The organism is Thiocapsa sp. C2-2m (assembly GCF_041903745.1).
Lineage (GTDB): Bacteria > Pseudomonadota > Gammaproteobacteria > Chromatiales > Chromatiaceae > Thiocapsa > Thiocapsa roseilacustris.
In genome coordinates this window covers 113,096-138,334 of sequence record NZ_JBBWVD010000016.1, presented here as the reverse complement: position 1 = coordinate 138,334, position 25,239 = coordinate 113,096, and the positions used below count along the sequence as shown (strand labels likewise).

At 63.8% G+C, this 25,239-nt stretch carries 28 protein-coding genes and 1 pseudogene; 20 read left to right on the top strand and 9 right to left on the bottom strand.

Annotation, left to right across the window (positions count from 1 at the left end):
• Positions 1-332 precede the first annotated feature (332 nt).
• From AADX97_RS14275 to AADX97_RS14230, 10 genes are all read left to right on the top strand, one after another.
• Entirely contained in the window at positions 333-1,121 is a 789-nt protein-coding gene (locus AADX97_RS14275; protein WP_374234276.1) for a hypothetical protein, read from the top strand.
• A 371-nt stretch (positions 1,122-1,492) separates the two neighbouring features.
• Positions 1,493-1,831, top strand: a complete 339-nt coding sequence (locus AADX97_RS14270) for a UPF0175 family protein (protein WP_374234275.1) — start codon at positions 1,493-1,495, stop codon at positions 1,829-1,831.
• Positions 1,816-2,307 (top strand): hypothetical protein, encoded by a 492-nt coding sequence (locus AADX97_RS14265; RefSeq protein WP_374234274.1) that lies wholly within the window; start codon positions 1,816-1,818, stop codon positions 2,305-2,307. Before AADX97_RS14270 ends, AADX97_RS14265 begins: the two co-directional genes overlap by 16 nt.
• Positions 2,308-2,806: 499 nt before the next feature.
• Positions 2,807-3,052 (top strand): type II toxin-antitoxin system HicB family antitoxin, encoded by a 246-nt coding sequence (locus tag AADX97_RS14260; RefSeq protein ID WP_374234273.1) that lies wholly within the window; start codon positions 2,807-2,809, stop codon positions 3,050-3,052.
• 56 nt (positions 3,053-3,108) lie between these two features.
• On the top strand, positions 3,109-3,318 hold the full coding sequence (locus AADX97_RS14255) for a hypothetical protein (RefSeq protein WP_374234272.1): 210 nt from the start codon (positions 3,109-3,111) through the stop codon (positions 3,316-3,318).
• A gap of 341 nt (positions 3,319-3,659) precedes the next feature.
• Positions 3,660-3,887, top strand: coding sequence for a hypothetical protein (locus tag AADX97_RS14250; RefSeq protein ID WP_374234271.1), 228 nt, complete (start codon positions 3,660-3,662; stop codon positions 3,885-3,887).
• 170 nt (positions 3,888-4,057) lie between these two features.
• A complete protein-coding gene (locus tag AADX97_RS14245; protein WP_374234270.1) occupies positions 4,058-4,384 on the top strand; it encodes a type II toxin-antitoxin system RelE/ParE family toxin in 327 nt (108 codons plus the stop codon).
• Complete coding sequence (locus tag AADX97_RS14240; RefSeq protein ID WP_374234269.1) at positions 4,381-4,680, top strand: addiction module antidote protein; 300 nt, start codon at positions 4,381-4,383, stop codon at positions 4,678-4,680. The genes AADX97_RS14245 and AADX97_RS14240 overlap by 4 nt, the downstream gene beginning before the upstream one ends.
• A gap of 270 nt (positions 4,681-4,950) precedes the next feature.
• Positions 4,951-5,076 (top strand): hypothetical protein, encoded by a 126-nt coding sequence (locus AADX97_RS14235; RefSeq protein WP_374234268.1) that lies wholly within the window; start codon positions 4,951-4,953, stop codon positions 5,074-5,076.
• Positions 5,077-5,187: 111 nt separating this feature from the next.
• Positions 5,188-5,424, top strand: coding sequence for a hypothetical protein (locus AADX97_RS14230; RefSeq protein WP_374234267.1), 237 nt, complete (start codon positions 5,188-5,190; stop codon positions 5,422-5,424).
• A gap of 441 nt (positions 5,425-5,865) precedes the next feature.
• Here the strand turns inward: AADX97_RS14230 and AADX97_RS14225 are convergent, their stop codons facing one another.
• Positions 5,866-6,177, bottom strand: a complete 312-nt coding sequence (locus tag AADX97_RS14225; RefSeq protein ID WP_374234266.1) for a type II toxin-antitoxin system RelE/ParE family toxin — start codon at positions 6,175-6,177, stop codon at positions 5,866-5,868.
• 7 nt (positions 6,178-6,184) lie between these two features.
• Positions 6,185-6,436, bottom strand: a complete 252-nt coding sequence (locus AADX97_RS14220; RefSeq protein ID WP_374234265.1) for a type II toxin-antitoxin system prevent-host-death family antitoxin — start codon at positions 6,434-6,436, stop codon at positions 6,185-6,187.
• A 458-nt stretch (positions 6,437-6,894) separates the two neighbouring features.
• Between AADX97_RS14220 and AADX97_RS14215 the strand changes: the two genes are divergently transcribed.
• Positions 6,895-7,338 carry a DUF29 domain-containing protein gene (locus tag AADX97_RS14215; RefSeq protein WP_374234264.1) on the top strand — a complete coding sequence of 148 codons (444 nt, stop codon included), beginning with the start codon at positions 6,895-6,897 and terminating at the stop codon, positions 7,336-7,338.
• Between the two features lie 114 nt (positions 7,339-7,452).
• Positions 7,453-7,653, top strand: a complete 201-nt coding sequence (locus AADX97_RS14210; protein ID WP_374238615.1) for a hypothetical protein — start codon at positions 7,453-7,455, stop codon at positions 7,651-7,653.
• A gap of 113 nt (positions 7,654-7,766) precedes the next feature.
• On the opposite strand, the gene AADX97_RS14205 is transcribed toward AADX97_RS14210, so the two are convergent.
• Positions 7,767-8,483, bottom strand: coding sequence for a transposase (locus AADX97_RS14205; RefSeq protein WP_374234262.1), 717 nt, complete (start codon positions 8,481-8,483; stop codon positions 7,767-7,769).
• Between AADX97_RS14205 and AADX97_RS14200 the strand changes: the two are divergent.
• From AADX97_RS14200 to AADX97_RS14185, 4 genes and pseudogenes are all read left to right on the top strand, one after another.
• Positions 8,461-9,003, top strand: a pseudogene (locus AADX97_RS14200) (UDP-N-acetylglucosamine 2-epimerase). The gene AADX97_RS14205 and the pseudogene AADX97_RS14200 overlap by 23 nt on opposite strands.
• Before the next feature lie 385 nt (positions 9,004-9,388).
• Positions 9,389-9,748 (top strand): transposase, encoded by a 360-nt coding sequence (locus AADX97_RS14195; protein ID WP_374234260.1) that lies wholly within the window; start codon positions 9,389-9,391, stop codon positions 9,746-9,748.
• Between the two features lie 569 nt (positions 9,749-10,317).
• The gene (locus AADX97_RS14190) at positions 10,318-10,470 is read left to right on the top strand and encodes a hypothetical protein (RefSeq protein WP_374234259.1); all 153 of its coding nucleotides are present in this window, start codon (positions 10,318-10,320) and stop codon (positions 10,468-10,470) included.
• Between the two features lie 463 nt (positions 10,471-10,933).
• The gene (locus AADX97_RS14185) at positions 10,934-11,398 is read left to right on the top strand and encodes a hypothetical protein (protein WP_374234258.1); all 465 of its coding nucleotides are present in this window, start codon (positions 10,934-10,936) and stop codon (positions 11,396-11,398) included.
• Positions 11,399-11,859: 461 nt separating this feature from the next.
• Here AADX97_RS14185 and gdhA read toward each other — a convergent pair whose 3' ends face one another.
• The 5 genes from gdhA to AADX97_RS14160 form a co-directional block, all read right to left on the bottom strand.
• Positions 11,860-13,209: an NADP-specific glutamate dehydrogenase gene (gdhA, locus tag AADX97_RS14180; RefSeq protein ID WP_374234257.1), complete on the bottom strand. Its 1,350-nt coding sequence runs from the start codon at positions 13,207-13,209 to the stop codon at positions 11,860-11,862.
• Positions 13,210-13,692: 483 nt separating this feature from the next.
• Positions 13,693-14,091: an Eco57I restriction-modification methylase domain-containing protein gene (locus AADX97_RS14175; RefSeq protein WP_374234282.1), complete on the bottom strand. Its 399-nt coding sequence runs from the start codon at positions 14,089-14,091 to the stop codon at positions 13,693-13,695.
• Position 14,092: 1 nt separating this feature from the next.
• Positions 14,093-14,482: a hypothetical protein gene (locus AADX97_RS14170; RefSeq protein ID WP_374234256.1), complete on the bottom strand. Its 390-nt coding sequence runs from the start codon at positions 14,480-14,482 to the stop codon at positions 14,093-14,095.
• Between the two features lie 73 nt (positions 14,483-14,555).
• Positions 14,556-15,875 (bottom strand): metallopeptidase TldD-related protein, encoded by a 1,320-nt coding sequence (locus tag AADX97_RS14165; protein WP_374234255.1) that lies wholly within the window; start codon positions 15,873-15,875, stop codon positions 14,556-14,558.
• Positions 15,872-17,314 (bottom strand): TldD/PmbA family protein, encoded by a 1,443-nt coding sequence (locus AADX97_RS14160; RefSeq protein ID WP_374234254.1) that lies wholly within the window; start codon positions 17,312-17,314, stop codon positions 15,872-15,874. The genes AADX97_RS14165 and AADX97_RS14160 overlap by 4 nt, the downstream gene beginning before the upstream one ends.
• 472 nt (positions 17,315-17,786) lie before the next feature.
• Between AADX97_RS14160 and AADX97_RS14155 the strand changes: the two genes are divergently transcribed.
• Positions 17,787-20,003 carry a response regulator gene (locus AADX97_RS14155; RefSeq protein ID WP_374234253.1) on the top strand — a complete coding sequence of 739 codons (2,217 nt, stop codon included), beginning with the start codon at positions 17,787-17,789 and terminating at the stop codon, positions 20,001-20,003.
• Here AADX97_RS14155 and AADX97_RS14150 read toward each other — a convergent pair.
• Complete coding sequence (locus AADX97_RS14150; protein WP_374234281.1) at positions 19,885-20,490, bottom strand: tetratricopeptide repeat protein; 606 nt, start codon at positions 20,488-20,490, stop codon at positions 19,885-19,887. The genes AADX97_RS14155 and AADX97_RS14150 overlap by 119 nt on opposite strands.
• Before the next feature lie 427 nt (positions 20,491-20,917).
• On the opposite strand from AADX97_RS14150, the gene polA reads away from it, so the two are divergent.
• The 3 genes from polA to AADX97_RS14135 all read left to right on the top strand — a co-directional run bounded on the left by polA (position 20,918) and on the right by AADX97_RS14135 (position 25,229).
• Entirely contained in the window at positions 20,918-23,638 is a 2,721-nt protein-coding gene (gene polA, locus AADX97_RS14145; RefSeq protein WP_374234252.1) for a DNA polymerase I, read from the top strand.
• Positions 23,639-24,052: 414 nt separating this feature from the next.
• Entirely contained in the window at positions 24,053-24,757 is a 705-nt protein-coding gene (locus AADX97_RS14140; protein WP_374234251.1) for a glycosyltransferase family 2 protein, read from the top strand.
• 115 nt (positions 24,758-24,872) lie between these two features.
• Entirely contained in the window at positions 24,873-25,229 is a 357-nt protein-coding gene (locus AADX97_RS14135) for a PilZ domain-containing protein (protein WP_374234250.1), read from the top strand.
• The last annotated feature ends 10 nt before the right edge of the window (positions 25,230-25,239 follow it).

The following is a 25,239-nucleotide window of genomic DNA, read 5'->3' as shown; positions in this document are numbered from 1 at the left end:
TGCACCTGCACCCCCGACCGGCAAAAAACCGCACAGTCTGAGGCTGCACACCCTAAAAGCACACTCCGGGATGGATCAAAAGAAGTGGCCGTTAGTGGGTCAGTTTAGGTGGCCAGTAACAACGCCCCGCCGTGCCGGGCGCGCCAACGGGGAGCGGTTGCTGGACAAGGTTCCGTCGACGTCAATTCCGGGGGAACCTCATAGAGACGTTTAGGGGCGTGTAGGGGCGTGTAGGGGCGTGTAGGGGCGACTTCAGTCGCCCCCGCGCTCCCGCGGCTTGGTTTCCGGGCGACTGAAGTCGCCCCTACCCCCGCCCGTCACAGGAGCCCTGCATGACCGACACCGCCGAGCCCACCCCGCGCAGCGACCACGACAGCCCTTGGAAGGATGCGCTGGAGGGCTACTTCCCGGAGTTCCTCGCGCTGCTCTTTCCGCGCATCCATGCCGACATCGACTGGTCCCTCGGCCACCGGTTCCTCGACAAGGAGCTCCAGCAGATCGTTCGCGACGCCGACATCGGTCGCCGCTACGCCGACAAGCTCGTCGGTCTGCACCGACTCGACGGTCAGCCCGCCTGGGTGCTGGTGCACGTGGAGGTGCAGGGCGAGCCCGAGACGGCCTTCGCCGAGCGCATGTTCGTCTACAACCACAAGATCCGCGACGCCCACGGCGTGCCCGTCGCCAGCCTCGCCGTACTCGCCGACACCGATCCGCGCTTCCGCCCCGAGCACTACTCCGACGACCTCTGGGGCTGTTCCATCACCTTTCGCTTCCCGATGGTCAAGCTCATCGACTGGGACACCCCCGAGCGCTGGTCCGCGCTCGAGGGCAGCGAGAACCCCTTCGCCCTGGTCGTCATGGCCCAGATCTGCGCCAAGGCCACCAAGCAAGAGATCTTCACCTACGAGGAGAGCAAACAGATGCCGTACGTCACCACCGTCGAGCGTGCCGGTTACCAAAGAGGCGAGGCCGACCTCCTGCTCTGGCTGATCGAGAATAAATTCGGCGCCGACTCCGCCGAGGCCCTGCGCGAACGGATCGAGTCGGCCGACAACGACAGCCTGCGCCGCTGGTCCGTACGCATCCTTACCGCCGACACCCCGGATGCGCTCTTTCGCTGACGCGTTGCACGGCTCCATCCGCGGGCGACACCGGGGCCCCCGGAATCACACCCGTAGTTCCGCTGTGCGGACCATCGGCACGTACTGACTCGCTTCCACGCTCTGAGACTGTGCAGGTATTCCCCGACGGTGTCGACCGAGGCGCCGATCGCGTCGGTCGGGTTCGGTGCGCCGGCACCGTCGCCTTTGAGAAAGAACAGGTTGGCGCGCACCTTCACCCGACCTACGGCGAATCCCTGCAGAGTCTCGGAGCCCGGGGCGAGTCGGCACTGCGTCAAGATGGCGCAGCATCGCGACGCCTCGGCGACATCGCGGACTACACGGCGTAGACTACAGTAAGAGTCTGAACAGGCGGTCCCCGTAGGTGAAATATGCACGCCACGAATGTCAGAAACCTGAAGAAGAATCCATCCCTCGCGCTGCGCCAGGCGGAAGAGTCGCCCGTGCTGGTACTGAAAGGCGATGAGCCCAACGCGCTGATCGTGCACCTCGACAAGACGATTACCGAGGGGGAACAGTCGGTGAGACCGGCCTTGGCCGCGACGCTGTTCCGAGACGGGACACTCTCTCTGGGCGGGGCGGTCCGGCTGAGCGGTATGGTTCTGCAGGCGTTTCTCCAGTATCTGGGAGATCTGGGTATCGACGTCGTCCGCTGCGACGAAACCACCGAGCACGATGCCGCTGACCTGGATCGATGGCTCGCGTCGTAATCGCCGACGCGGGGCCACTGATCGCCTTTGCCGGCATCGACGGGCTTGTCGTCTTGCGGGCGTTGTTTTCGCGGATCCGGATCACCGGTTCGGTACGGAAAGAGTGCTTGGTGACCGAGGGCGTGGACGCGCAACGGATCGCAGCCGCTCTCCGGGAGGGCTGGCTCGTCGTCGAGGCGCATGGAACGGAATCAGCTCCCCTGACCCCTAGCCTAGGGCCCAGCCTTGGGATTGGCGAAAGCGATTCGATCCGACTGGCACTGGAGGACCCCGAGAATTCATTGTTGATCATGGATGACCGGTTAGCGAGGCGCTATGCCTTACGCAAGGGGCTGAACATCGTCGGATCGGTTCGGCTGCTCGATATGGCGGAACGCAGAGGGCTGATCCCGAGCGCGGAAGGGTGCATTCGGCAGATGTCGGATTTCGGCTACCGAGTCTCCATTGACCTGTTGGCGCAGATCCGATCCAAGTAGTCACGATTCGGGGACACACGGAACATTTGGTATGTGCGGGCTTCAGCCTGGGGCTTGATGAATGCGTGGGCGTCTCGATCGGAACCGGATTCCTTGCCTGAGAGGTCCGACGCGGAGCGCGGGAGTGAGTTACACCAGCGACAACGATTCGGGTGACTGGGCGACTGAAGTCGCCCCTACAGCTGCCTGGCTTGATGAATGCGTGGGCGTCTTTGCAGCAGGGCAGTTTCCACGGCGGCCACGCTGCGAATCGGATGGCCTGGATCGGCGCAGCGCCGAGCTCGCTTGGTCGCAACTCGACGGTGGCCGTGTGCAGGCGACGGGCAGCAAGGATCTCGCGAAATTAGCACCTGACATGGCGATACAGCCGCTCGCCTCGCCGTCGACGGCAAGCTCTTGGGCGCGGCGGCGGTCCCGCCCGAGCTCCTGGATGTCGGGTTGCACCATCGCTAGCCCGACCTACAGGGCGAGAATCATCATCCAAAGGAGGATTCATCCGATGCTGACCGACTCTATCCAAGCGGCCCTGACCCGAGGCCGCTACAAGCGGCTCGATGATCAGAGTTGGTTTGCTGAGATTCCCGGCCTTGAGGGCGTCTGGGCCAATGCAGACACCGTGGAAGCTTGCCGCGCGGAGCTGGCCGAGGTGCTGGAAGAGTGGTTGTTGTTGAAGATCTACGATCACGACGAGATTCCCGAGCTTGATGGACTGGATCTCAGTGTTGCTTGGCAAGCCGTGGCCTGATGCATGCCTAAGGCGCTCTCGCGAGAAGAGCTGATTCGCAAGTTCAAGGCCTTTGGATGACGGCCCCTTTGGACAACTTCCGTCGCCTCGTCGGCTTCGGCTGGCCCGGCTTCAAGTCCATGAACCTCTGGCGCCAGGACAAGGGACAACGCGCTTGCGCCGCAGCCTTTGTCGAAGCCCTGCGCAACGGCGGGCTGGCGCCGATTCCGCTGGAGGAGATCTTGGAGGTCAGTCAGGTGGCGATCGAACTTGCGAAACCTGCGTGATGTGCTTTTAATGGCATGACCGTGAATCTGTACTGTGGCCGTAAAGAAAGGCGCTCATACTTCTGATCTATCTTGATATCTGCTGCTTCAACCGACCATTTGACGATCAGGGTCAGCGGTTGGTTCGGCTTTAAACGGAGGCGAAATTATTCGTTCAAGATGGGATCCGAAAGGGTGACTATGCATTGGTCTGGTCAGCAATACTCGATCTTGAAAACGATGCGAATCCCGACATCGAGCGTCGCGATGCGATCAATCAAGGCATGGAGTTCTTTGGCTACCCTTGATACGGTTATCGCGATCGCCAACCGATCGGCCTCGCTGGCTTACGAGCCATCTGCTTGAGACTGGCGCTGCGTCACCCCGTGTTCGTGACCTCGGCCATCGTGGCACGTGGCGAGGAGCCGACCATCGTCGAGACCATCCCGGGCTGGGCGCACGACATCACCAACATCGGCGAGGAGGAGATGATCGTGATGCTGTGGGCCAACGAGGTCTTCGATCGCGCGCGGCCGGATACGGTGGCTTGTGCGGTTGAGGTTGCCGGGAAGATTGGAGGGCGTCTGTAGGGGCACTCGACGGTTTTTGGAGCGCATTGCGCAGGGTGCACGCCACGCCCCTCACCTTGCCGGTTCGATGACGATGGCGAGGCGTTCACGAACTCCCTGTGCTGCGCCTACCCTACAAGATTCGCCGAGAGCCGATTTGACATGAATTCGTTTATAAACGACACTGTGCAATGTACGAAATCCGCCACTATCTGACGACTGACGGCCATGACGTGTTTTTTGACTGGCTCAAGCAGGTACGCGACCCGATTGCAAAAGTTCAGATCATTAAGCGCATCAACCGGTTGGAATTGGATAATCTCGGCGATCACAAATTCTGCCGCGATGGGGTATGGGAGCTGCGGATTCATGTCGGTGCTGGCTATCGCCTCTATTACGCACTGGCCGGGTTGCGCATGGTTCTCCTACTGTGCGGTGGCGACAAAACGCTCTCAGGATGCCGACATTGCTCGAGCGGTAGGGTACTGGCGAGACTGGCAACAGAGGCCCGACAATGAAAGATAGAACCCATGATGAAGCCATGGCCGAGCTCTTCAGGGAGGATGCGGCCTTCGCGACCCAATATCTCAATGATATTCTCGCAAACGGAGATCAAGCCGACATGTTGATTGCGCTGCGCCAGATGTCCAAGGCATTCGGCGGTGTTGCCCGGATTGCCAAGCAGGCCCATCTACACCCAAACCAGCTCTACCGCACGCTTTCGCCCGAAGGAAACCCCGAGCTCCGCAGCCTGACGGCGATCCTCAAGGCACTGGGCCTGCGCCTTGCCGTACAACCCCTCCATCACGCCTAAGACGTTGCTGGAAACCGGGGACGTACCACGGTCATCGCGATCGGCGACGAACCGGCCTTTTCCCGTAGGGTCCGCTGCGCGGACCATCCCCGCTCGACCGCACCGCCCACGCCCGGCCCGAAACCTCGTCGGTCCGCATCGGCCATCGGTCCGCACAGCAAACCCTACATCAACCGAAATCCACTCAAGCGCACCGGGGCGGCACGTTGAGTGTTCATCAAACCCTGCAGGGGACTCAACTGCGACCATCGCCCGTCACAGGAGCCCCGCATGACCGACACCGCCGAGCCCACGCCCCGCAGCGACCATGACAGCCCCTGGAAAGAAGCCCTCGAAGGCTACTTCCCGGAGTTCCTCGCGCTGCTCTTTCCACGCATCCACGCCGGCATCGACTAGTCACGTGGCCACCGTTTCCTCGACAAGGAGTTCCAGCAGATCGTCCGCGACGCCGACACCGATCCGCGCTTTCGTCCCGAGCACTACCACGACGACCTCTGGGGCTGTTCGGTGACCTTCCAGTTTCCGATGGTCAAGCTCATCGACTGGGACACCCCCGAACGCTGGCCCGCGCTCGAGGCCAGCGACAACCCCTTCGCCCTGGTCGTCATGGCCCAGATCCGCGCCAAGGCCGCCAAGGATGCCGAAACCCGCAAAGCCTGGAAGTTTCGCTTGATTCGCCTGATGTATGATCGCGGCTATGCGCGCAAGACCATCTCGGACTCGCTCCGCCCACGGTCTGCGTAGGAGTGTCGTGTGGACGCTCCGCGTCCGACGCCCGCTCTGCTTCACGGATTTATCAATGCGCTGTGGGCTGGAGTCGTGAAGCGGAGCTTCGTCTCTCGGATCGCGAAGCAGGAGCTTCGCGACCAGCGTAACGGAAGGCCCCGTCGTCATGCGGCGGTGATCCCATTGTGACGATCGGCGGTAGCCGGACTCTCGGCGGCATTTCAAGTTAGCACCGGTCGCCTTCGGCGACCGGGTCGGCAAGGTATTGCCGACCTACGGGATGGGTCGGCCCAAGAGCCCGGGGTCAGACCTCCCGTCGCACATTCGGAGACAGCCGATCGGCCTGTAGAAGAAGCGGGGTTTCCCGTAGCACACAAGTGAGATCGCCATCAGACGCGCAAGCACTGGAGGAGCGCTCGTAACGCCCGAGACGTGGTTCAAACCCCGTCCCGCGTCGGATCAGCGATCAGTTTTGTGCTTGGTCAGAAGCCGCTCGATGGCCTGCAGGTAGGCCGCCATCTCCTCTCGTTTGCCGACCGAGAGTACCAGCACGACCAGCGCATCATCCTCAACGGCGTAGACGAGCCGGTAACCGATCTTGCGCAATTTGATCTTGTAACAGTTGCGTAGCTCTGCGTGAAGTTCTGAACCCGGGACACGTGGTTGCTCCAGCCGTTTCTTGAGGGCCTTGCGCAGCAAGGTCTTGGCGCTTCCATCAAGCGTCTGCCATTCCTCAAGCGCCTCGGGTAAGAACTGAAGTCGGTAAGGCACGCCGGCGTCAGATCTGGTCGATATCGACATCAATGGCGGTGTGCCTGCGCGTCAAGCGCTCCTGGGCAATCTCCACCAAGTCGTGGTCGGCTAGCTCGTCGACGAGCAACTGGAACAACTTGGGTGTCACCATGTAGAAGGCGGGGCGGTTATGGCTGAGCACTGCCACGGGCTTATCGCCTGCCGCGCGAAGCACTTGCGCTGGGTTCTTTTTGAACTCAGACATACTGATCGTTTGGTCAGCGTAAATCGTGTCCATCTTTGGCTCCCGAATAAGCTACAAGATAAGCTCTGATTTTAGGTCGGATAGGATTTAAGCGCAACGAGAGAACCGCAGGGGCTGATCAGCCGCGATTGATCATTATCGATTACCCTGCTAGGACGAGGCCAAACGCTGCGCCGAAACGCTCTTCGGGACGTGTAGGGGCGTGTAGGGGCGTGTCGGTGTGTGTAGGGGCGACTTCAGTCGCCTTCTCGCTCTTGTGCTGGTTCTTGCGCGGGTTCCCAAGCTCCGAGATTGTGAAAGAATTCGCCGTAGGCCGGGGTGAGGAACGAACCCCAGCATCTGTGGATTAGCAACCGGTTGAAATGCCGGGGTTCGCAAGCTCACCCCGGCCTACGCCATGCTGTCTTTCGGCCCATCGCAGGAATACTTGCACAGTCTCGACGCTTGGGAACGAGGGGAGCGAGGGGAGCCGACACGACGAGGATTGCTGAATGACGATGACTAATCTTTACGAGCACGACATTCATGCCTGGACACAACAGACCGCGGAGCTGCTCCGGCAACGTCGATTCCAGGAGTTGGACATCGAGCATTTAGTCGAGGAGCTGGAAACGATGGGACGTCGTGATCGCCAGGAGTTGGTCAGTCGGCTGAAAATTCTCCTGGGGCATCTGCTCAAATGGCAGTACCAGCCAGCGCATCGGTCCAGTTCCTGGCGAGGTTCCATCCTGGAGCAAAGGCTACGCATACGGGATCTGCTTCAGGACTCTCCCAGCCTCAAGCCTCTGTTCGCAGAGGCTGCCGCGTCCGCCTATCGAGATGGCGCGACATTGGCGAGCAAGGAAACCGGATTGTCGCCGGCGCACTTTCCCGACGCGTTGCCTTACGCGCTGGATCGTTTGCTGGAAGACGATTGGTTGCCTGGAGATGCCTGACATGCCCCCTGGATCCCCTCTCGGTGAGTCCGACCTCAATCGCTTGGCGCGATTCGCGCCGCAGGTGCAGAAGATAAGGCGCTGTTGGCGTTTGTGACCGGGCCGAAGACGTTCGTGATGACGGTGAACGCGAGGGCGATCCCGGCGGACCTCTTGACGCAGGATCCGGCGGTCGGCGGCGGGCGCATCATCGGCGAAGCCTGCCACTTCATCGATCTACTGCGGTTTCTCGCCGACGCACCGATCGCGCGCGCCGCGGCGCTGCCGATGGACTCGGCAACCGTGAACCTCGCTTCGTTTCACCGAGAACGCTAATGTCCCACAAAGATCTGACTTGTCCGATGTGTGAACGGGGAACGCCGACACCCGTGACCTACAGTGAGGTAATCGTTTAGCTCCCCTTGCCTCAAGCGGGCCGGTCAGGGGGATCAGGTGCCCGCCGGCAACGGCAGGGGTGGCGCCGCCAACCCTTGGCGGCGCTGGCGAATGACCTCGGCGAGGTAGGGCCAAGGCGAGCGACCACGCTTGCGACAGGTCTCGATGACGCTGGCGAGATTGGCAAAGGCGCGGGTTCCCTCATCCGTGCGCGTGCCCATGCCGATGCGCCGGGCGATCACCCAATGCCTCAAGGCGCGTTCCGCCTCATTATTCGTCAAGGGCAAGTCCGGATGATCGAGCACCACCCAAAAGGTGTCCCAATCGTTGAGCAACTCGCGCGCGAGCGCACGCGTCTTCTCATGACGCGAGTTGGCGTGGCGTTCACAGGCATCGAGGAGCGCCTTGAGCAACGCCGCATGCTGTGCGCGCAATCCCCCGGCGGGCGGCGGTGCGCCGCTGCGCACCTCATAGACTGCCGCGATCACCGTTTCGAGCACCCTCAGCAGGTGGGCGCCGAAGCGTTGGGCCTCGCGATCCAGACTCTCCTCCAAGCCGTGGGCCTTGCGGATCAGGTGGGCCAGGCAGCGCAGGCGCTGATCCAGGTCGCGATAGGCCCAAAACCCGTCGCTCATCAGCCAACCCGTGAACGCCGTGCCGAGCACCTCGCGCACCACCTCCACCGAGCGCTTGCCGACCACGAACAGGGTGGCCTGCGCACCGGTGAAGACCCACAGGGCGTAGGTTGTGCCGAGCCGTGCGAGGCACAACCAACCGTCGGCGCAAGTTGTGCTTCCTATCGTCAGCACAACCTACGGGTATGGAAGTTTGCGGAAATCGCCTAAGGCGCTACAGGCGCGAGAAGCGGCCGGCGGTCCGCTGCGGTACCGCCTGGTGCATACCGGCCAACACTATGACGCCCGTCTTTCGGGCGATTTTTTTGTCCAGCTCGGGATCCCGGCGCCGGATGTGAACCTGGATGTCGGGTCCGGAACTCAGGCCGAGCAGACGGCGGCGATTATGACCCGTTAAGAGCGGTTATTGCTCGATGCGCGCTCCGATCTGTGCCTGGTGGTGGGGGACGTGATCTCGTCGATGGCCTGCGCGATCGCGGCGCAGACGCTGTGCGTGCCGCCGGCGCATGTGGAGGGCGGCATTCGCTTCGGCGACTTGACCATGCCGGAGGAGGGCAACCGGATGGTGACGGACGCCATCACCAATGGGTTCTTCACCACGAGCGAGCTCGTGAACGCGAATCTGCGTAAGGCCGGGGTCGGGGGTCGGGGATAAGCGGATCCGCTTCGTCGGCAATACCATGATCGACAACCTCTCCGCGTGGGAGTGTTGCCTCGACGCTCCGCGTCGCGAGGCCAAGGATCAGGCACGACCTTCATTGATCCGCCGAGCAATGGCGGTAGAGCGTGGGAGCCAGAGGGGGGATCAGCCGAGTTCAGCCAAGTGGCGCTGTCGGGCGTGAGGGGCGTGTAGGGGCGACTTTAGTCGCCCCCCCCGCTCCTGCGGTTTGGTTTCCGGGCGACTGAAGTCGCCCCTACCCGTTCACGTCCCTACACGGCATGATGCGGTGTTGGCTATCGTATGGATGCGGTCGGGGGTGGGTATGTCTCGGGACGATTTGTTGAAGGGGCGGTTCTCGGAGCCTGGTCGTGCGTATCACGTGACGACGGTGATCGAGGGTCGTCGGGCTGTGTTTGCGGATTTGACGTCGGGCCGGATCCTGGTGGACGAGATGCGGCTGCTGGACCGGGCGGGGGAGGTGCGGAGTCTGGCTTTCGTGGTGATGCCGGATCATTTGCATTGGTTGTTCGTGCTGGGCGACGGTGCGGATCTGTCGTCGGTGATGCGGCGGTTGAAGGGGCGCTCGGCACGGCGTCTCGGCGAGGTCGCCGGGGTGGCGGCTCCGGTGTGGCAGCGTGGTTTTCACGATCATGCCACCCGTATCGCGTGTTGGTCCTGTTGCGGAGCGGCGCAAGTCGCGAACAAGAGACAGGGCAAGCGTACACAGAGAATCCTGTAGGCCGTAGGGGAGGTCGCGCTCCCTGAAGTGCTGGTACAGCTTCGAGATCGCCAACCCGCGGATGGCGACGGGGTACTGAACCCGGAAGCCGATATGAAGCACGCGTAAAGGGCGAGTGTGTGGATGTCCGCCGGAGTCGACAGGCCGTGGCATGCAGGAAGGGAGGCGTCGGAGCACTCGGGAAGCCCCGAAGGCTCCTGTGACGAGGTGAAGCGATGAAACCGACTGAGCTGGGACACGAACGGGTGAAAGAGCCCTGCAACGGCGTGCGCTCGGGTGGATGCGTCGAGCACGGGTAACCGGAGTCCCTACGCCGGACGGCACGGAGCCCGGGCGCACTCGGGCGACTGAAGTCGCCCGCCCCAGTTGCCGACTGAAGTCGGCGGACCCGGCGTGCGGCCGGAATCTCGCGCCCGATCGGGAACCCCGAGAGGCATGAACGAAAGGATGTCCAAGGCCGTCTGCTGCGTGGACCATCCGTCCTCAAGTGCCCCGGGGCGGCACGTTGAGTGTTCATCAAACCCTGCAGGGGACTCAACTGCGACCATCGCCCGTCACAGGAGCCCCGCATGACCGACACCGCCGAGCCCGCGCCCCGCAGCGACCACGACAACCCCTGGAAGGAGGCCCTGGAGGGCGACTTCCCGGAGTTCCTCGCGCTGCTCTTTCCGCGCATCCATGCCGGCATCGACTGGTCACGCGGCCACCGGTTCCTCGACTAGGAGTTCCAGCAGATCGTCCGCGACGCCGACATCGTATACCGAGCGCACGTGGGTTTTTCGGTAAGCAGGGTGCGTCCCGCGCGCGTCGGGACAAGGCGCGCCGACGAGGCGTAGCGGTCACTACGGCGAGGAGGTGCAACGCAGTCTCGGCGTGCGCGGGGCGTGCAATGCGGCGACAAATCCGCGTGCGCTCGGTATACGATCGCGGCTATGCGCGCAAGACCATTCTGGAGCTGTTCCGCGTCATCGACTGGATGATCCAATTGCCCGGAACCCTGGAAACGGCCTTCCGCCAAGAGATCTTCACCTACGAGGAGAGCAAACAGATGCCCTACGTCACCACTGTTGAGCGCGCTGGGATCGAGAAAGGGTATCGTCAGGGCGAGGCCGACCTTCTGCTCTGGCTGATCGAGAACAAATTCGGCGCCGACTCCGCCGAGGCCCTGCGCGATAGATGCCGGCGGTGCGAATCATCAATGGCAAGCGGGTCTGGCCAGACGGGACCATCGTCCAGATGGTCGTCTGGCAACTGCCGGATCCCACGCCGGAGCGCCCACATGGTTTCAAATTCGAGATCCCCGGCCCGAGCGCCTACTTCGACCAAGCGCTGGCCATCGCGGCACGCGCTGACGCGGGCGAATGGCTGCCGGAAACCGACTATCACCTAGGCTTTGCCGACGCGGCCCACCTATTCGGCAAGCTCACACCGGCGCGGCTTGCGCTGGTGGAGGCGCTAAAGCGCCTGGGACTGGTCTCCATCCGTGCGCTCGCCAAGCATCTGGAGCGCAACTACAGCAATGTCCATCGCGACGTTACGTCACTGCTCGACCTGCGCTTGTTGGCGCGCGACGATGCTGGCCTGATCTTCGTGCCCTGGGATGTCGTGGAGATTCGTCTGGCGCTGGATGGCGCCAATGCGGCTGCCTGAGTCGGTACGTCAGTCTTCCGGCTCCAAAGCTCCGACGTTAGAGCACGTCGCGACGCTCCAGCGTCGTGTCGACAGGGTGTGACGTTAGGAGCATCGAGCTGTCGCTGCAATCCCCTACCCGAGTGAGCCATCATCGTTGGTTTCGCCCCCGGCCCCTGCTCCGCCAGCGTTCGCCATACGCAAACCACCCGGCGGTGCCGGCCGGGCGCTGTAAGCTTGGGATCCCCAGGCAGCAGTGGCGAGGGGACGCCTCCAGAGAAAGGGCTCCGAACCCATCTAAACCGAGACCAGAGCGACATGCGTCATTGTCGAGTGAGCTCGACGTTTGGTGGCATCCACAACCCTTAGCGAAGACACGGTTTAAATATCTTAAACCGCGCCGACTCCAGCGGTCGTCAAGTCTGCCGGGGCCGATCCCATCCAAAAACATCGCGTACCGCGCTGGGCGCGGTTTCATCTGATTAGACCAATCCCAGCGCCGCCATCGCGTGGCCGACCTTCAGGAAGCCGGCGATGTTCGCGCCGACCACATAGTTGCCCTTCGAGTCGAACTCCTCGCTGGTCTCGTAGCAGTTGCGGTGGATGTTCACCATGATTTCTTTGAGACGCTGCTCGGTGTACTCGAAGCTCCAGGAGTCGCGGCTGGCGTTCTGCTGCATCTCCAAGGCGCTGGTGGCCACGCCGCCGGCGTTGGCGGCCTTGCCGGGTCCGAATGCAACGCCGGCGTCCATGAGGACGTGGATCCCTTCGGGCGTGGTCGGCATGTTGGCACCTTCGGCGAGCGCGATACACCCATTCTTGACCAACATCTGGGCATCCTTCGCGGTCAGCTCGTTCTGCGTTGCGCAGGGCAGCGCCACCTGGCAGGGGACGTTCCAGATGCAACCGTCCTCGAGATAAGTCGCGGCGGTCTTCTCCTGAACGTAGGCGCTGAGACGCCGACGCTCGACCTCCTTGATCTGCTTGAGCAGGGCCAGATCGATCCCGTCCTGGTCGACCACGACGCCATTGGAGTCCGAGCAGGCAATGACCTTTGCGCCGAGCGCCTGCGCCTTCTCGATGGCGTAGATGGCGACGTTGCCCGAGCCCGAGACCACGCAGGTCTTGCCCTCGATCGAGTCGCCGCGGACCTTGAGCATCTCCTCGAGGAAGAAGATGGCGCCGTAGCCCGTCGCCTCCGTGCGTGCACGGCTGCCGCCCCAATTCAGGCCCTTGCCGGTCAAAACGCCGGACTCATAGCGATTGGTGATGCGTTTGTACTGGCCGAAGAGATAGCCGATCTCGCGCCCGCCGACACCGATATCCCCCGCAGGCACGTCGGTGTGCTCGCCGATGTGGCGGTACAGCTCGGTCATGAGGCTCTGGCAGAAACGCATGATCTCGGCGTCGGACTTGCCCTTGGGGTCGAAGTCGCTGCCGCCCTTGCCGCCGCCGATCGGCAGCCCGGTGAGCGCGTTCTTGAAGATCTGCTCGAAGCCGAGGAACTTGATGATCCCCAGATAGACCGAGGGGTGGAAGCGCATGCCGCCCTTGTAGGGACCGAGCGCACTGTTGAACTCGACCCGAAAGGCGCGATTGATCTGGATCTGGCCGCGGTCGTCCTGCCAGGGCACGCGGAAGATAATCTGACGCTCCGGCTCGCAGATGCGCTGGATGATCTTCTGCTCCGCCAGCTCGGGATACTTGACCAGCACCGGGCCGAGGGTCTCGAGCACCTCGCGCACCGCTTGGTGAAACTCGGTCTCGCCCGGATTGCGGCGCAAGACATCCTGAAAGATCGGCTCCAGCTTCTCGTCGAGGCCTGCGACCATGGTGAATACCTCCAAAACCGCTCCAGCAGGCCGATCGACCGGCAGGCGGTTCAAATCAGTGATGGGGATCCTGGATCGGAGTCGCCCTTGCGTTGCGGCTGCGACACCAAGCCTCGGTGAAAACCGGCTCGGCCGGTTAAACGCGCCACGGGCCGGTCGCGAGCAAGACGCAGCACACCCCGGGCGGCCTGCAATCATGCCTGAGTCGGTGGGGACGGCGCTAGTTTGGGGGCTGCCAAGTGTTGGTCACCTCGGCGAGACGCGCCAGCGACCATGACCTAAGTCATCTGGTCGACGGGAGCCGGGTGGTCCGGTCGCTATTAGAACACTGGAACCGCGCCGGCTGGGGCTCTTTGCGAGGCAACATACGGCTGATCTGCGGAGCACGTGGCGCGGAGCGCCAGTCGAGGCGTGACACCGCAGAGCGGTGTCACGAGTTAACAAACTCGGCCAGCGGCACGCCGCGCTCGCGCAGCCGTCCCATCAGCGTCTCGACCTCGGGCGATTCCAGGCTCCAGGGGCCGGCGTCGTAACGGCTCCAGGGCACCGGATGAACAGACGGCGCAGCGGCTCGCCGTAACCGGCGCGCAACCATTTGTTGGTGATAATGTAGCTGAGGGTGCCGCGCGGCGCGAGCAGCTCCAGACCGCGCTCGTAGAAATAGACATAGAGATCTGCAACCCCGTGATAGCTGGCATAACGCCGGGCGAGATAGGGCTTGAGCGGACCCAGCGCCTCCTGGCGCACATAGGGCGGGTTGCCGATGACGACATCGAAGCCGCCCTGCGCAAAGACGGCCGGAAAGGCGGCGGGCCAATCGAACGCACGGCGATCGGGCGGGAGCGCGGCGAAGGCATCGACGAGCGCCTGATCGGGCGGGATATCAACCGGGGGCCTTGGTCATCCTTTCGTCCAGGCCTCTTGGGTTCCCCGACCTGACGCGAGACTCCGGCCGCACCCCCGGGTACGCCGACTTCAGTCGGCACCCCGGGGAGGCGGACTTCAGTCCGCCGCGTTGGCGCGCTCGGGCGACTGAAGTCGCCCGGTTGTCCTGAAGGATCTGGCGATCGAGGTCGAACAGACCGAGCTGTCCGGGCGCACCGGACAGCTCGGCAATCGACATCTCCTTAAAATCTGTCTCCGACCAATCACCCATGTCCGAATTCCGCTTGGATGCGAGCTGAGTCATCAGCGCATCGACAAACGCGAACACCTCGGTTTGCTTGTCGCGAGGCAATAACTTGATTTTCTCGATCAGGTCGGCGTAGCCCATCGTCAGACTCCGATGTAAAGGCGTTCTCGAGACGGCGCTCTGCCGACGGTTGCGGACCTCGGGTGTCGCCGTCTCACAGCGTCAAATCGATCCCGGACACGAGCACACCGGGCAAGAGGGCGCTGTCGGTCGAGCGCCCCTCGTAGGTCTCTGCGGAGAGGAGCAGCTCGCGCTCGCGCGTCAGGCCCTCCAGGCGGTCGCCGAGCAGATGGTAGAGGCTGTCGTCGAAGCGCATGACCTTGACCGGGGCGACGATCTCGCCGGCCTCGACCCAGTAGGTGCCGAAGCGGGTCATACCGGTGACGCGACAGTCGTTGGGATCGGACCAGTTGCAGTACCAGAGGTTGCCGATCCAGAGTCCAGTGTCGAGTTGACCCGGGACATCGGCGGCGTCCAGCGTCCCGGGATCCAGGCCGAGCGAGCCGGGGGCATCGCTTGCGGCGTTGACCGGCTTGCCGTATTCCTTGCCCGAGCGTGCATCGACGAGGCATTCGGCAAAACGGCCGCCTTCCACTAGGGCGACCCGCGACGGGGTGGGAAAGCCCTCGGGCGTGAAGCGGGGTGCGAGACCGCGGTCGTGCTCTTCGCGGATCCCGATGCGCGGGTCGAAACTGCGCTCGCCGCGTGCCATCTTCAGCAGCGGGGTCTGATGGGTGCGGTGGCTCTTCAGATCGAATCCGCCCCAGGCGAGCATCCCCATCAGCTCGCCGACGGCGCTCGGCGCCAGATAGGCCCGGTAGCGCCCCGGCTCCAGGATGCGTGCGGGGCGGAACATGATGTGCAGCCCCTCGCGCATCGTCGCGAGCTTGACGCGCAGGATCGCCGGATCCCAGTCGAACCCGCTGTAGGCGGATTTGACCGCCTTGTCCGCCTCCAGATAGCAGCTCCAATCGAGGTTGAAGCTGGTACTCGCGTGCCAGTGGCGATGCCCGATCGAGCTTGCGAGCCCCTCGGCGATCTCGCCGCTTGCCCAGATCCCGACCAGGTCCATCTCGTCGGCGGACGCGATCAGCTCGCCGATCGCCTCGGCCGCGACCGGAAGTCGTGCGTCGCCGCAATGGTCGCTCTCGGACGGCTCGGCTGAATAGCTGAGATAGGGATCGTCCGGGACGTGCGCCAAACGCTCGCGCAGTCGGGCGAGCAGACGCCGCGCGCGGGCCTGATCCTCGGTCGGATCGCCGGCCAGATCGCAGCCGCCCTCGACCTGTCGGGAGCCCTCGCTCAGGGTCAAGTCCAGGGCGGTCGAGCCGACATGCCCGGCCTGGCGCACCCGGTTGCGATTGAGTCGCACGAAGTCGGACGACTCGTTCGAAAGATTCGAAAAGAGGATCTCGTCGCCGTGCAGCTCGGCATTCAGATGATCGGCCAAGGCGAAAAAGGCATCGGCGTTCATTCGCCACCTCCGAAGACTGCGACGTCCCGAAACAGACAGGGCGGCGTCGCGTGACCGACGTAGACCGATTGATTCGGCTCGCCCTTGCCGCAGTTGCACACCCCGCGGATCTCCAAGGTCTCCGGGCCGCCGACGCCGTCGAGGCTGCGCCAGAAGCTCGCCGAGATGCCGCGATAGCCGGGGTTGCGCACCAGCCCTTTGAGCTCGCCGTTTTCGATCAGCCGACCCAGCTCGCAGCCAAACTGGAACTTGTTGCGGCTGTCGTCGATCGACCAAGAGCGGTTGGTGTCCATCAGCACACCCAGCTCCACCTGCGCGATCAGATCGGCGAGACCGCCCTCCACCGGTTCCAGGTTGATGTTGCCCATGCGGTCGATCGGCGGGCGATCCCAACTGCTCGCGCGCGTGTTCGCCGTACCGGGCAAGCCCGCGCGCGCTTGGGACAAGGCTCCGCCGAGCGGACGCTCCAGGATGCCGCGTCGGATCAGGTACTCACGCGCGGCGGGCGCGCCCTCGTCGTCGGCGACACCCGAGACCAGCTCCATCGGCACGGTTGGATCGAAGGTCACGTTCAGCAGCTCCGAGCCGTAGCGGTAGCGTCCGAACATGCCGGGCGTGACGAAGCTGGTGCCGGCATAGTTGCGCTCGTCGCCCAAGATGCGGTCGAGCTCCAACGGATGGCCGATGCTCTCGTGGATCTGCAGCACCATCTGGCTCGGCAGCAGAACAAGGTCACGCGTGTCCGCCGGACATTCCGGGGCGTCCAGGAGGGCGAGCGCCTCCTCCGCCACCCGCGGGGCCTCCTCGAGCAGACGCACGGCAACGATCCGCTCCAGACCACCCTGCTGAGAACCGTCCGAGCCGCCGCCACGCCTGCGCTGCGTTTGGCTCCCTTCGTTCGCGACCGCGACCAGGCCCGGATGCACATAATCCAGGATCTGCGAGACACGCCCGCCGTCGCTCGTGATCAGGAGCTGCGACACGCGGCGGCGCGCCAGCCAGGCGGACCAGTCGACGATCCGATCGTCGATCGCCAAGGCGTTGTTGGCGGCCTGCAGGATGTCGAGTTTCTCCCCGATCGGCAGCGTCGACCAAGGCTCCTCGATCGGCGTGCGATAGTCCGCACGGGTGCTGCTGCGCGGATAGATGCCGGCCTCGAAGAGGCCGAGCCGGGCATGGACCTGCGCCCAGCCGGCCGCCCGCTCGGCCGCGGCACTTAGCCCGGCAGCGCCGAGATCACTGGTCGCGCCGTAACCGATGCCGCCGTCTTTGACGAGGGTCACCATCGCGCCAGAGGTATATGTCAACCGACTCGGCTCGACCACGCCCTGGCGGACTTCCAGATGATCGTGCTCTTCCTCGACCAGACGTAATGTCCAGTAATCACAGGCCGGTGCCCTGCTCAGGAACAGATCGGCAATGTCGCAAAGGTGCTGCATACGGAGACCCTGCCGTTTCAGAATCGAATAACGGCACTCTGGTCGAGCGGCGCTCCCGCTGTCAACCGTGCTTCGAGTTTGGGCATCGACTCCGGCATCGACTCCGGGCGTCGAGTTTGAGCGTCGATCCCGGCCCGCCGACGCCCGCCGAGGGCAGCTCCTCGGTGCAGCCCGATCCGATGGTGATAACATCCGCACGGCGGCGCATGGGTGAGGCTTGGACGCAGCCTGTGGCTCGGGGTCCGCTCGGGCCAAAACGAGCAAGGAATAGCTCATCGGCCGGAGCTCGATGTCAGGGGTTTATCCCTGACCCACCGAAACCGCGAACCGGCATTTTCCTTATCAACGGCCCCTGTCGAGAATGATGTCTCAGCTCAATCATCTGCGAGGCAATCGCGGTTCCGGCACTCGGCGAAGGCGCCCTTTTGTTCGGTCCCTTGCCTGGGGCCTCGGACTCATCGGCAGCGCAACCTTGGCGAGCGTCGGTGCCCTGCTGACGAATCCGAGAACACCGGCAGCTGCGCTCGGATCGGACCCGACACGCTGGTCGGAATGGGTGCGCGCCGGTCTGCATGAGCAGACGATGCCGGTGCTCGGCGCGGTCGCAATCTGCGCTGCGGCCTTCATCCTCTGGTCCGCCGTCGTGAACCGCGCGACCGGTCGCGAGCTTGCATTCCTGACCGAAAGTCGCGAGCGCAATCGAGCGATCATCGACAACATGGCCGACGGGGCCATCCACATCGATGCGGCGGGCCGGCTGGTCGCCATGAACCTCGCCGCGGAGCGGATGTTCGGCTACGGCACTGAGGAGATTCGCGGCACGCCAATGTCGATCCTCTTTCCCGAGCCCTATCGCGGGGAGTATGAAGCACGAATGCGCGGAGCCTGGACCCTCGGCGACGCGGATGCGCCGACCGAGATTCGCGAGCTCGAGGGGTTGCGCAAGGACGCGACACGCTTCCCGCTCTACCTCGCGATGAGTCGTGTGGATGTCGGCGCCGGCAGCGTTTACACCGCCATCGTGCGCGATCTCACCGAAACCCGTCGGCAAATGGAGGCGCTTGCAAGCGCGCGCGACGAGGCGATGTCGGCGGACCGGGCGAAGAGCGAGTTCCTCGCGATGATGAGCCACGAGATCCGCACCCCGATGAACGGCGTGCTGGGTATGCTGGAGCTGCTGCGCGACAGTCAACTCACCCGCCAGCAGCAGGATTTCATCACCACCGCCGAGAAGTCGGGCGGCATACTGCTCACGGTCATCAACGACATCCTGGACTTTTCCAAGATCGAGGCCGGCAAGCTCGACCTTCAGGCGATCGAGCTGGATCTGCGCAACACCGTCGAAGAGGTCACGGCGCTGGTCGCCTCCGGCGCGCGCGAGCGCGCGCTCGAGGTTGCGAGCTTCGTGAACCCGGACGTGCCCCGCATGCTGCTTGGCGATCCCTACCGCATCAGACAGATTTTGATGAATCTGATGGGGAACGCGGTGAAGTTCACCGAGTGCGGAGAGGTCGTGGTCCGCGTCGGCCTGGATCGTCAGACCGAAGACGGCTGGATGATTCGATTCGAGGTCTCTGATACCGGGATCGGGATCGATCCGCAAGCCCTCGCGTCCCTGTTTCGGCCCTTTGCCCAAGCGGACGCCTCCACGACACGCCGCTTCGGCGGGACCGGCCTGGGTCTGGTGATCTCCAAACGGCTCGTCGGTCTGATGGGCGGGGAGATCGGCGTCGACAGTCGGTCCGGTGTCGGCTCGACCTTCTGGTTCACGCTGAGCATGCAGGCCGCTGCCGAAAAACCCCTTTGCGAGGAGAGCGATCTGTGCGGCGTCCGCACGCTGATCGTCGACGACAACGCGACCAACCGTCTGATCCTGGAGAACCACCTCTCACGGTGGGGCGCCCGAACCCACAGCGCGGAAGACGGACCGCAAGCCTTGCAGGCGTTGCAGCAGGGGCTCGAGAAGGATCGGCCGTTCGACTTGGCGATCCTCGACATGCAGATGCCCGGCATGGACGGGATCGAGCTTGCACATCGGATCAAGGGCGACGCGGCGCTGAGCGCGACTCGGCTGATCATGCTCAGCTCGCTCGGCTATCCGGGACCCGAGGCAAGGCGCGTCGGCATCGAGGTCACCTTGCTCAAACCTGTCCGGGAGATCCTGCTGCACGATGCCGCCGCCAAGGTCTTGGGGATGTCCAGACAGAGTGCCGGCATCGCACCGACCGCGCCCCAGCGGGCGATGCGGCGTTTCGATGCCCGGGTTCTGGTTGCGGAGGACAACGCAGTGAACCAGAAAGTCGTCACCATGATGCTGCGTCGCTTCGGTATCGAGCCCCGGATAGCGGCCGATGGTCAAGCCGCGGTCGATGCCTTCACGGAAGACAACCGGTACGATCTGATCCTGATGGATGTCCAGATGCCCACGCTGAGCGGGCATGAGGCGACGCGCGCCATCCGCGCCGCCGAGCGGTCGCGGGGCAATGGCGAGCGCATCCCCGTCGTCGCCATGACCGCCGCCGTTTCCGAGCGCGATCGCGAGGACTGCACGGCAGCCGGGATGGACGACTTCATCTCCAAGCCCGCCCAAGTTGCCGAGCTCGAAGCGGTCCTCTTGCGGTGGCTCCCCGGACATGTGATCGGACCGATCGGGAACGCCATGGACGAGGTCGATCCGGAACCGCTTTAACGGGTAGAGTGGCGAGTGGCGAGTGGTTACTCCGGATGTGCTGACGGCATCTCGCCGGGGGCGCATCGGCGCGGGCCATCGCACGGTCGATATAGGCGGTCAATGGCTCGGCCTCTTCGCGCTTTGTCGGGTCGATGCGGATCGCCTCGTCCAACGCCGCGCGGGCCACTCCGTAGCGTCCGCGATGCAGATACGCAACCGACATGCCGACGAAGGCGTTGGCATTGTCCGGGTCCGGCCTCAGGGTCTCGCGAAACTGCTCGATCGCGCCCGGATAGTCCTGCTGCATCAGCAGCGCACCGCCGAGTCGCAGGCGCGCCAGCGCCGAGGTCTGATCCAGTGCGACCGCCTCCTGCAGGACGGCGACGGCGGCCGGAAGATCCCCGGCCTGAAGCTTGGCCTCGCCGTCGCGAATCAGGGCGCCGGGATCGGCGGCAAGCGTGGCCGACGGGGCGAACAGCAGGGCAAGGGAAAGGATCGCAAGCATGCGCATCGTTGGCTCTCGTGTTTGGGGCGCTCCGCGGATTCGGATGCGCACTGTCAGATCTGGGAACTTGTTCGTGCGGCACCGCCATCGACCGACTCAGGCGTCCAAACCGATGCCGATCCGACGAGCGGGACCTCACGCCCGCAAGCGCTCGAGCCGGGGGCCATCCTTCATCTCGAGGCCCACGTCCCGCCCGATCAGGCCGCCGCCATCAGCGGCCTGTCCCTAGGCATACGCCGGGAGTGACCCTGCATGACCAGCCCATCGCGCTCGCCGGCGCGAGGAACGCGGTTGAACCCGAGAAGACCCGCGTCGGCGGATGTCCTGGCGATGTTCGGTCCGCGATCCAGGGCCGCAAGGGCGCGCCTGTGCTAACGTTCGTCTCATCGCCCCGACTCCCCGACGCGACCTCCCCGACGAGACCTCCATGGCAACACGCTACCCTTTGATCCTGGTCGACGCCTCCGGCTACCTGTTTCGCGCCTATCACGCCTTGCCCAAACTGACCAACTCAAAGGGCGAGGCCACAGGGGCGCTGATGGGTGTCATCAGCATGCTGCGCAAGCTCATCGACGAGCATCGGCCCGACTACATCGGCGTGGTCTTCGACGCGCCCGGCAAGACGTTTCGCGACGACATCTATCCGGAATACAAGGCCAATCGGCCGGCCATGCCCGCCGAGCTGCGCGAGCAAATCCTGCCTCTGCAGGAGGTGATCCGGGCGATGGGGTTGCCGCTGCTGTTGATCCCGGACGTGGAGGCCGACGACGTCATCGGCACGCTCGCGACCCGCGCCGCGGCTCAGGGCATCCCGACGCTGGTCTCGACCGGGGACAAGGACATGGCGCAGCTCGTGGGCGAGCATGTCACGCTGGTGAACACCATGACGGACACGGTGCTGGATCCGGCGGGTGTCGCAGAGAAGTTCGGCGTGCCGCCCGAGCGCATCGTCGACTATCTGGCCCTGATGGGCGACAGCGTCGACAACATTCCGGGTGTATCCAAATGCGGAAAGAAGACGGCGGCCAAATGGATTGCGGACTTCGGGGATCTGGACGGGGTCATCGCGAACGCGGACAAGATCACGGGCAAGGTCGGGGAGAATCTGCGCGCGGTGCTGGACCAATTGCCTCTGTCACGCGAGCTCACCACCATCAAACGGGACGTCGCGCTGGACCTGGAGCCCACGGATCTGCGCCTTGCCCCGCCGGATCGCGAGACCCTGCGCGGTTGGTACGAGCGCTTCGAGTCGCGCCGACTGCTCGCCACCCTGAAGGACGCGGACACCGGCGGCGCAGAGGCGGATGTCCCGGATCCATCGACGGCGTTGAAGCCGAGCCAAAACTACGAGGTCGTCCTCACCCGAGACGCCTTCGACGCATGGATGGCTCGGATCGAATCCGTGGACCTCTTCGCCTTCGATACCGAAACGACCGACCTCGACTACATGCGCGCGGAGCTGGTGGGCCTCTCGGTGTCGGTCGAGCCGGGCGCGGCCGCCTATGTCCCGGTCGCCCATGTCTACCCGGGCGCGCCGGATCAACTGGATCGCCTGGAGGTGCTTGAACTGCTCAAACCCCTGCTGGAGGATCCCGACCGTCGCAAGGTCGGCCAGAACCTCAAGTACGACATGAGCGTCCTGGCCCGCTATGCCGTCGAGCTACGCGGCATCGCCCACGACACCATGCTCGAGAGCTACGTCCTCGACAGCACGGCGACCCGTCACGACATGGACTCGCTGGCCAAGAAATATCTGGACCACGACACGGTCCACTTCGAGCACATCGCCGGCAAAGGCGCCAAACAGCTCACCTTCGATCAGATTCCGCTCGAGCAGGCCGGGCACTATGCCGCCGAAGACGCGGACGTGACCCTGCGCCTGCATCGCGTACTCTGGCCCCGGTTGGAAGCCATCCCGAGCATGGCCGCGCTCTACCGGGAGATCGAGGTTCCGCTGATCCCCATCCTCTCGCGCATGGAGCGCCACGGTGTGCGGATCGATCCCGACCTGCTCGCCGTGCAGAGCGGAGAGCTTGCCAAGCACATCCAGGAGATTGAGATCCGGGCCTACGAGACCGCCGGGCGTCGCTTCAACATGGGATCGCCCAAGCAGATCGGGGCGATCTTTTTCGAGGAATTGGGACTGCCGGTGGTCGCCAAGACACCCACCGGCGCGCCCTCGACCTCGGAGTCGGTCCTCGAGCAGCTCGCCGCCGACGGCCATGCGCTGCCGGATCTGATCCTTCAACACCGGAGCATGTCGAAGCTTAAATCCACCTACACCGACAAACTCCGCCAGATGGTCAACCCGGACACCGGACGGGTGCATACCTCTTATCACCAGGCGGTGGCCGCGACCGGCCGCCTCTCCTCCAGCGATCCGAACCTGCAGAACATCCCGATCCGCACCGACGAGGGTCGCCGGATCCGCCGCGCCTTCGTCGCCGAGCCGGGGAACCGTCTGCTCGCCGCCGACTACTCGCAGATCGAGCTGCGGATCATGGCGCATCTCTCGGGAGACGAGCGTCTGCTCGCGGCATTCGCGAGCGGGCTCGACATCCATCGCGCGACCGCCGCCGAGATCCTCGGCCTCGAGCCCGAGGCGGTCACCGGCGAGCAGCGCCGCTCGGCCAAGGCAATCAACTTCGGACTCATCTACGGCATGTCCGCCTTCGGGCTCGCCAAGCAGCTCGGCATCGAGCGAGGTGCCGCACAGGACTACGTTGATCGTTATTTTCAGCGCTATCCCGGGGTCAAGGACTTCATGGAGCGCACCCGAGCAAAGGCGCGCGAGGAACGCTATGTCGAGACCCTGTTCGGCCGACGGCTTTATCTGTCCGAGATCGGGCACAGCAATCAGAGTCGCCGTGCCGCCGCCGAGCGGACCGCCATCAACGCACCCATGCAGGGGACGGCGGCGGACATCATCAAACGCGCCATGATCGCGACGGATGATTGGATCCAATCCGAGCGGCCGCCGGTTCGGATGATCATGCAGGTGCACGACGAGCTGGTGTTCGAGATCGCCGCCGATGCGGTCGAGACGGCCGGCACCCGCATTCGCTCGATGATGGAATCCGCCGCCGACCTGGCGGTTCCCTTGATTGTCGATATCGGTGTGGGAGAGAACTGGGACGAGGCCCATTAAACCGCGCCAAGTGCGCTATGCAATGTTTTGGGATGGGATCGGCCCCGGCAGACTTGACGACCGTTGGAACTGGCGCGGTTTAAAAGGTGAAAAAGTCGCGTTGCGGGTTAAACATCCGAGGAACTTACTCGGGCGTATCCAGTCTTATTTATCGAGCGCATCGGGGTTGCCTATCCCCCTGAAGGCGACCCCAAATCCCGGCATCCCCAAGCCGGGGAAGCGATTACCCCGGAGTCCTCAACCCAGGACTCCGGGGGTTCTTTGTCCGGATTCCCGGACCCATACCATTCTGAGACCATTAGGCTCGCTCTCGAGCCGGTCCCCGATCCCGACCGATCGTGTCATCACGTTGACATGACTCCGCCTTAAACTCGGTCGACGGTTATTTTGCCGAGCGAGAAGGGATGAACGGGAATGCTGCCGGGCGATATCACACTAATCCTTCCCACGCGCGACGAGGCCCACAATATCCGGCAGTTTCTGGCGTCCGTTCCCGCGGAGATTCAGCTCATCGTGGTGGATGCGAGCCGGGACGAGACGCCGGACCTGATCGAGGGCCTGCGACCCGAGCGCACCCTCGTCCTGCGCGAACCCGGTTCCGTCACGCATGCGAGACAACGGGGCGCCGATCTCGCACGGACCGACTGGCTCCTGTTCAGCGATGCCGACATCCTGTTTCCGCCGGGTTACTTCGAGAGACTCGCGGCCCTTTCCGAGAGTGCGGTGTATTACGGACCGAAGCTCTCCCGAGACGGATTCCGCGCCTATTACAACCGCATCGCTCGCGCCCAAGCGATCAGCCACGCCTGCGGAATCCCGGCCGCATCGGGCTCCAATCTATTGATACGGCGGGATGCCCTCGCATGCGTGGGCGGTTTTGACCTGAGACTGACCTGCAACGAGGACTCGGAGGTCGTCTGGCGTCTTCGGCGGGCGGGTTTTCCGGTGTCGTTTCGGAAGGATCTGGTGGTTTACGCGACGGATCATCGGCGCATCGAGAGCAGCCGATTGCGCAAGACCCTGCATTCGATCACGCGCTGCATCCTGCTTTATACGAATCTCATGCCCGTGAAATATCGCACCTACGATTGGGGCTATTGGCAACATCGCGACGGCTGACGAAGACGGTTCCAACCTCGGCAAGGTTCATCGTTTCGTCACGCAATTTCAACCGATTTGTCAAGTCGAGCTTCTACTATCGCGCGAAACCGAAGATTAGGGGAGAGACAATTCAATGAATATCGAACGCCGCTACTGCGCCCGACACCCGATCGACCTTCATGTCTCGATCCGTTATCGCAAACGCAGCTTCATCTGCGCCCGCGCCTGCAACCTGTCCGATCAGGGCATGTTCCTCGAAGTCCGCAACCTCACCCTCCCGACCGGAATCCTGGTCGAGCTCGAGCTCGAATGTCTGGGCAAGGATTGGCTGATCCCGGCCATCGTGGTCCACCATCGCGGGTCCGGCATCGGCGTCATGTTCCGGGATCCTCAGCCCGCCCTTTATCGCGGCCTGACACGGGACGTGACCCGACAGCCGCCGCCACCGCAGGCCACCGACGCGACCGGTCGGCAATCAAGCACACGCTGACCAGACAACA

Coding starts and splice junctions, on each gene's coding strand:
- AADX97_RS14275 (WP_374234276.1), top strand. CDS start 333: ATGACCGACACCGCCGAGCCCACCCCGCGCAGCGACCACGACAGCCCT.
- AADX97_RS14270 (WP_374234275.1), top strand. CDS start 1,493: ATGCACGCCACGAATGTCAGAAACCTGAAGAAGAATCCATCCCTCGCG.
- AADX97_RS14265 (WP_374234274.1), top strand. CDS start 1,816: ATGGCTCGCGTCGTAATCGCCGACGCGGGGCCACTGATCGCCTTTGCC.
- AADX97_RS14260 (WP_374234273.1), top strand. CDS start 2,807: ATGCTGACCGACTCTATCCAAGCGGCCCTGACCCGAGGCCGCTACAAG.
- AADX97_RS14255 (WP_374234272.1), top strand. CDS start 3,109: ATGACGGCCCCTTTGGACAACTTCCGTCGCCTCGTCGGCTTCGGCTGG.
- AADX97_RS14245 (WP_374234270.1), top strand. CDS start 4,058: ATGTACGAAATCCGCCACTATCTGACGACTGACGGCCATGACGTGTTT.
- AADX97_RS14240 (WP_374234269.1), top strand. CDS start 4,381: ATGAAAGATAGAACCCATGATGAAGCCATGGCCGAGCTCTTCAGGGAG.
- AADX97_RS14235 (WP_374234268.1), top strand. CDS start 4,951: ATGACCGACACCGCCGAGCCCACGCCCCGCAGCGACCATGACAGCCCC.
- AADX97_RS14220 (WP_374234265.1), bottom strand. CDS start 6,436: ATGGACACGATTTACGCTGACCAAACGATCAGTATGTCTGAGTTCAAA.
- AADX97_RS14215 (WP_374234264.1), top strand. CDS start 6,895: ATGACGATGACTAATCTTTACGAGCACGACATTCATGCCTGGACACAA.
- AADX97_RS14190 (WP_374234259.1), top strand. CDS start 10,318: ATGACCGACACCGCCGAGCCCGCGCCCCGCAGCGACCACGACAACCCC.
- gdhA (WP_374234257.1), bottom strand. CDS start 13,209: ATGGTCGCAGGCCTCGACGAGAAGCTGGAGCCGATCTTTCAGGATGTC.
- AADX97_RS14170 (WP_374234256.1), bottom strand. CDS start 14,482: ATGGGCTACGCCGACCTGATCGAGAAAATCAAGTTATTGCCTCGCGAC.
- AADX97_RS14165 (WP_374234255.1), bottom strand. CDS start 15,875: ATGAACGCCGATGCCTTTTTCGCCTTGGCCGATCATCTGAATGCCGAG.
- AADX97_RS14160 (WP_374234254.1), bottom strand. CDS start 17,314: ATGCAGCACCTTTGCGACATTGCCGATCTGTTCCTGAGCAGGGCACCG.
- AADX97_RS14150 (WP_374234281.1), bottom strand. CDS start 20,490: ATGCTTGCGATCCTTTCCCTTGCCCTGCTGTTCGCCCCGTCGGCCACG.
- polA (WP_374234252.1), top strand. CDS start 20,918: ATGGCAACACGCTACCCTTTGATCCTGGTCGACGCCTCCGGCTACCTG.
- AADX97_RS14140 (WP_374234251.1), top strand. CDS start 24,053: ATGCTGCCGGGCGATATCACACTAATCCTTCCCACGCGCGACGAGGCC.
- AADX97_RS14135 (WP_374234250.1), top strand. CDS start 24,873: ATGAATATCGAACGCCGCTACTGCGCCCGACACCCGATCGACCTTCAT.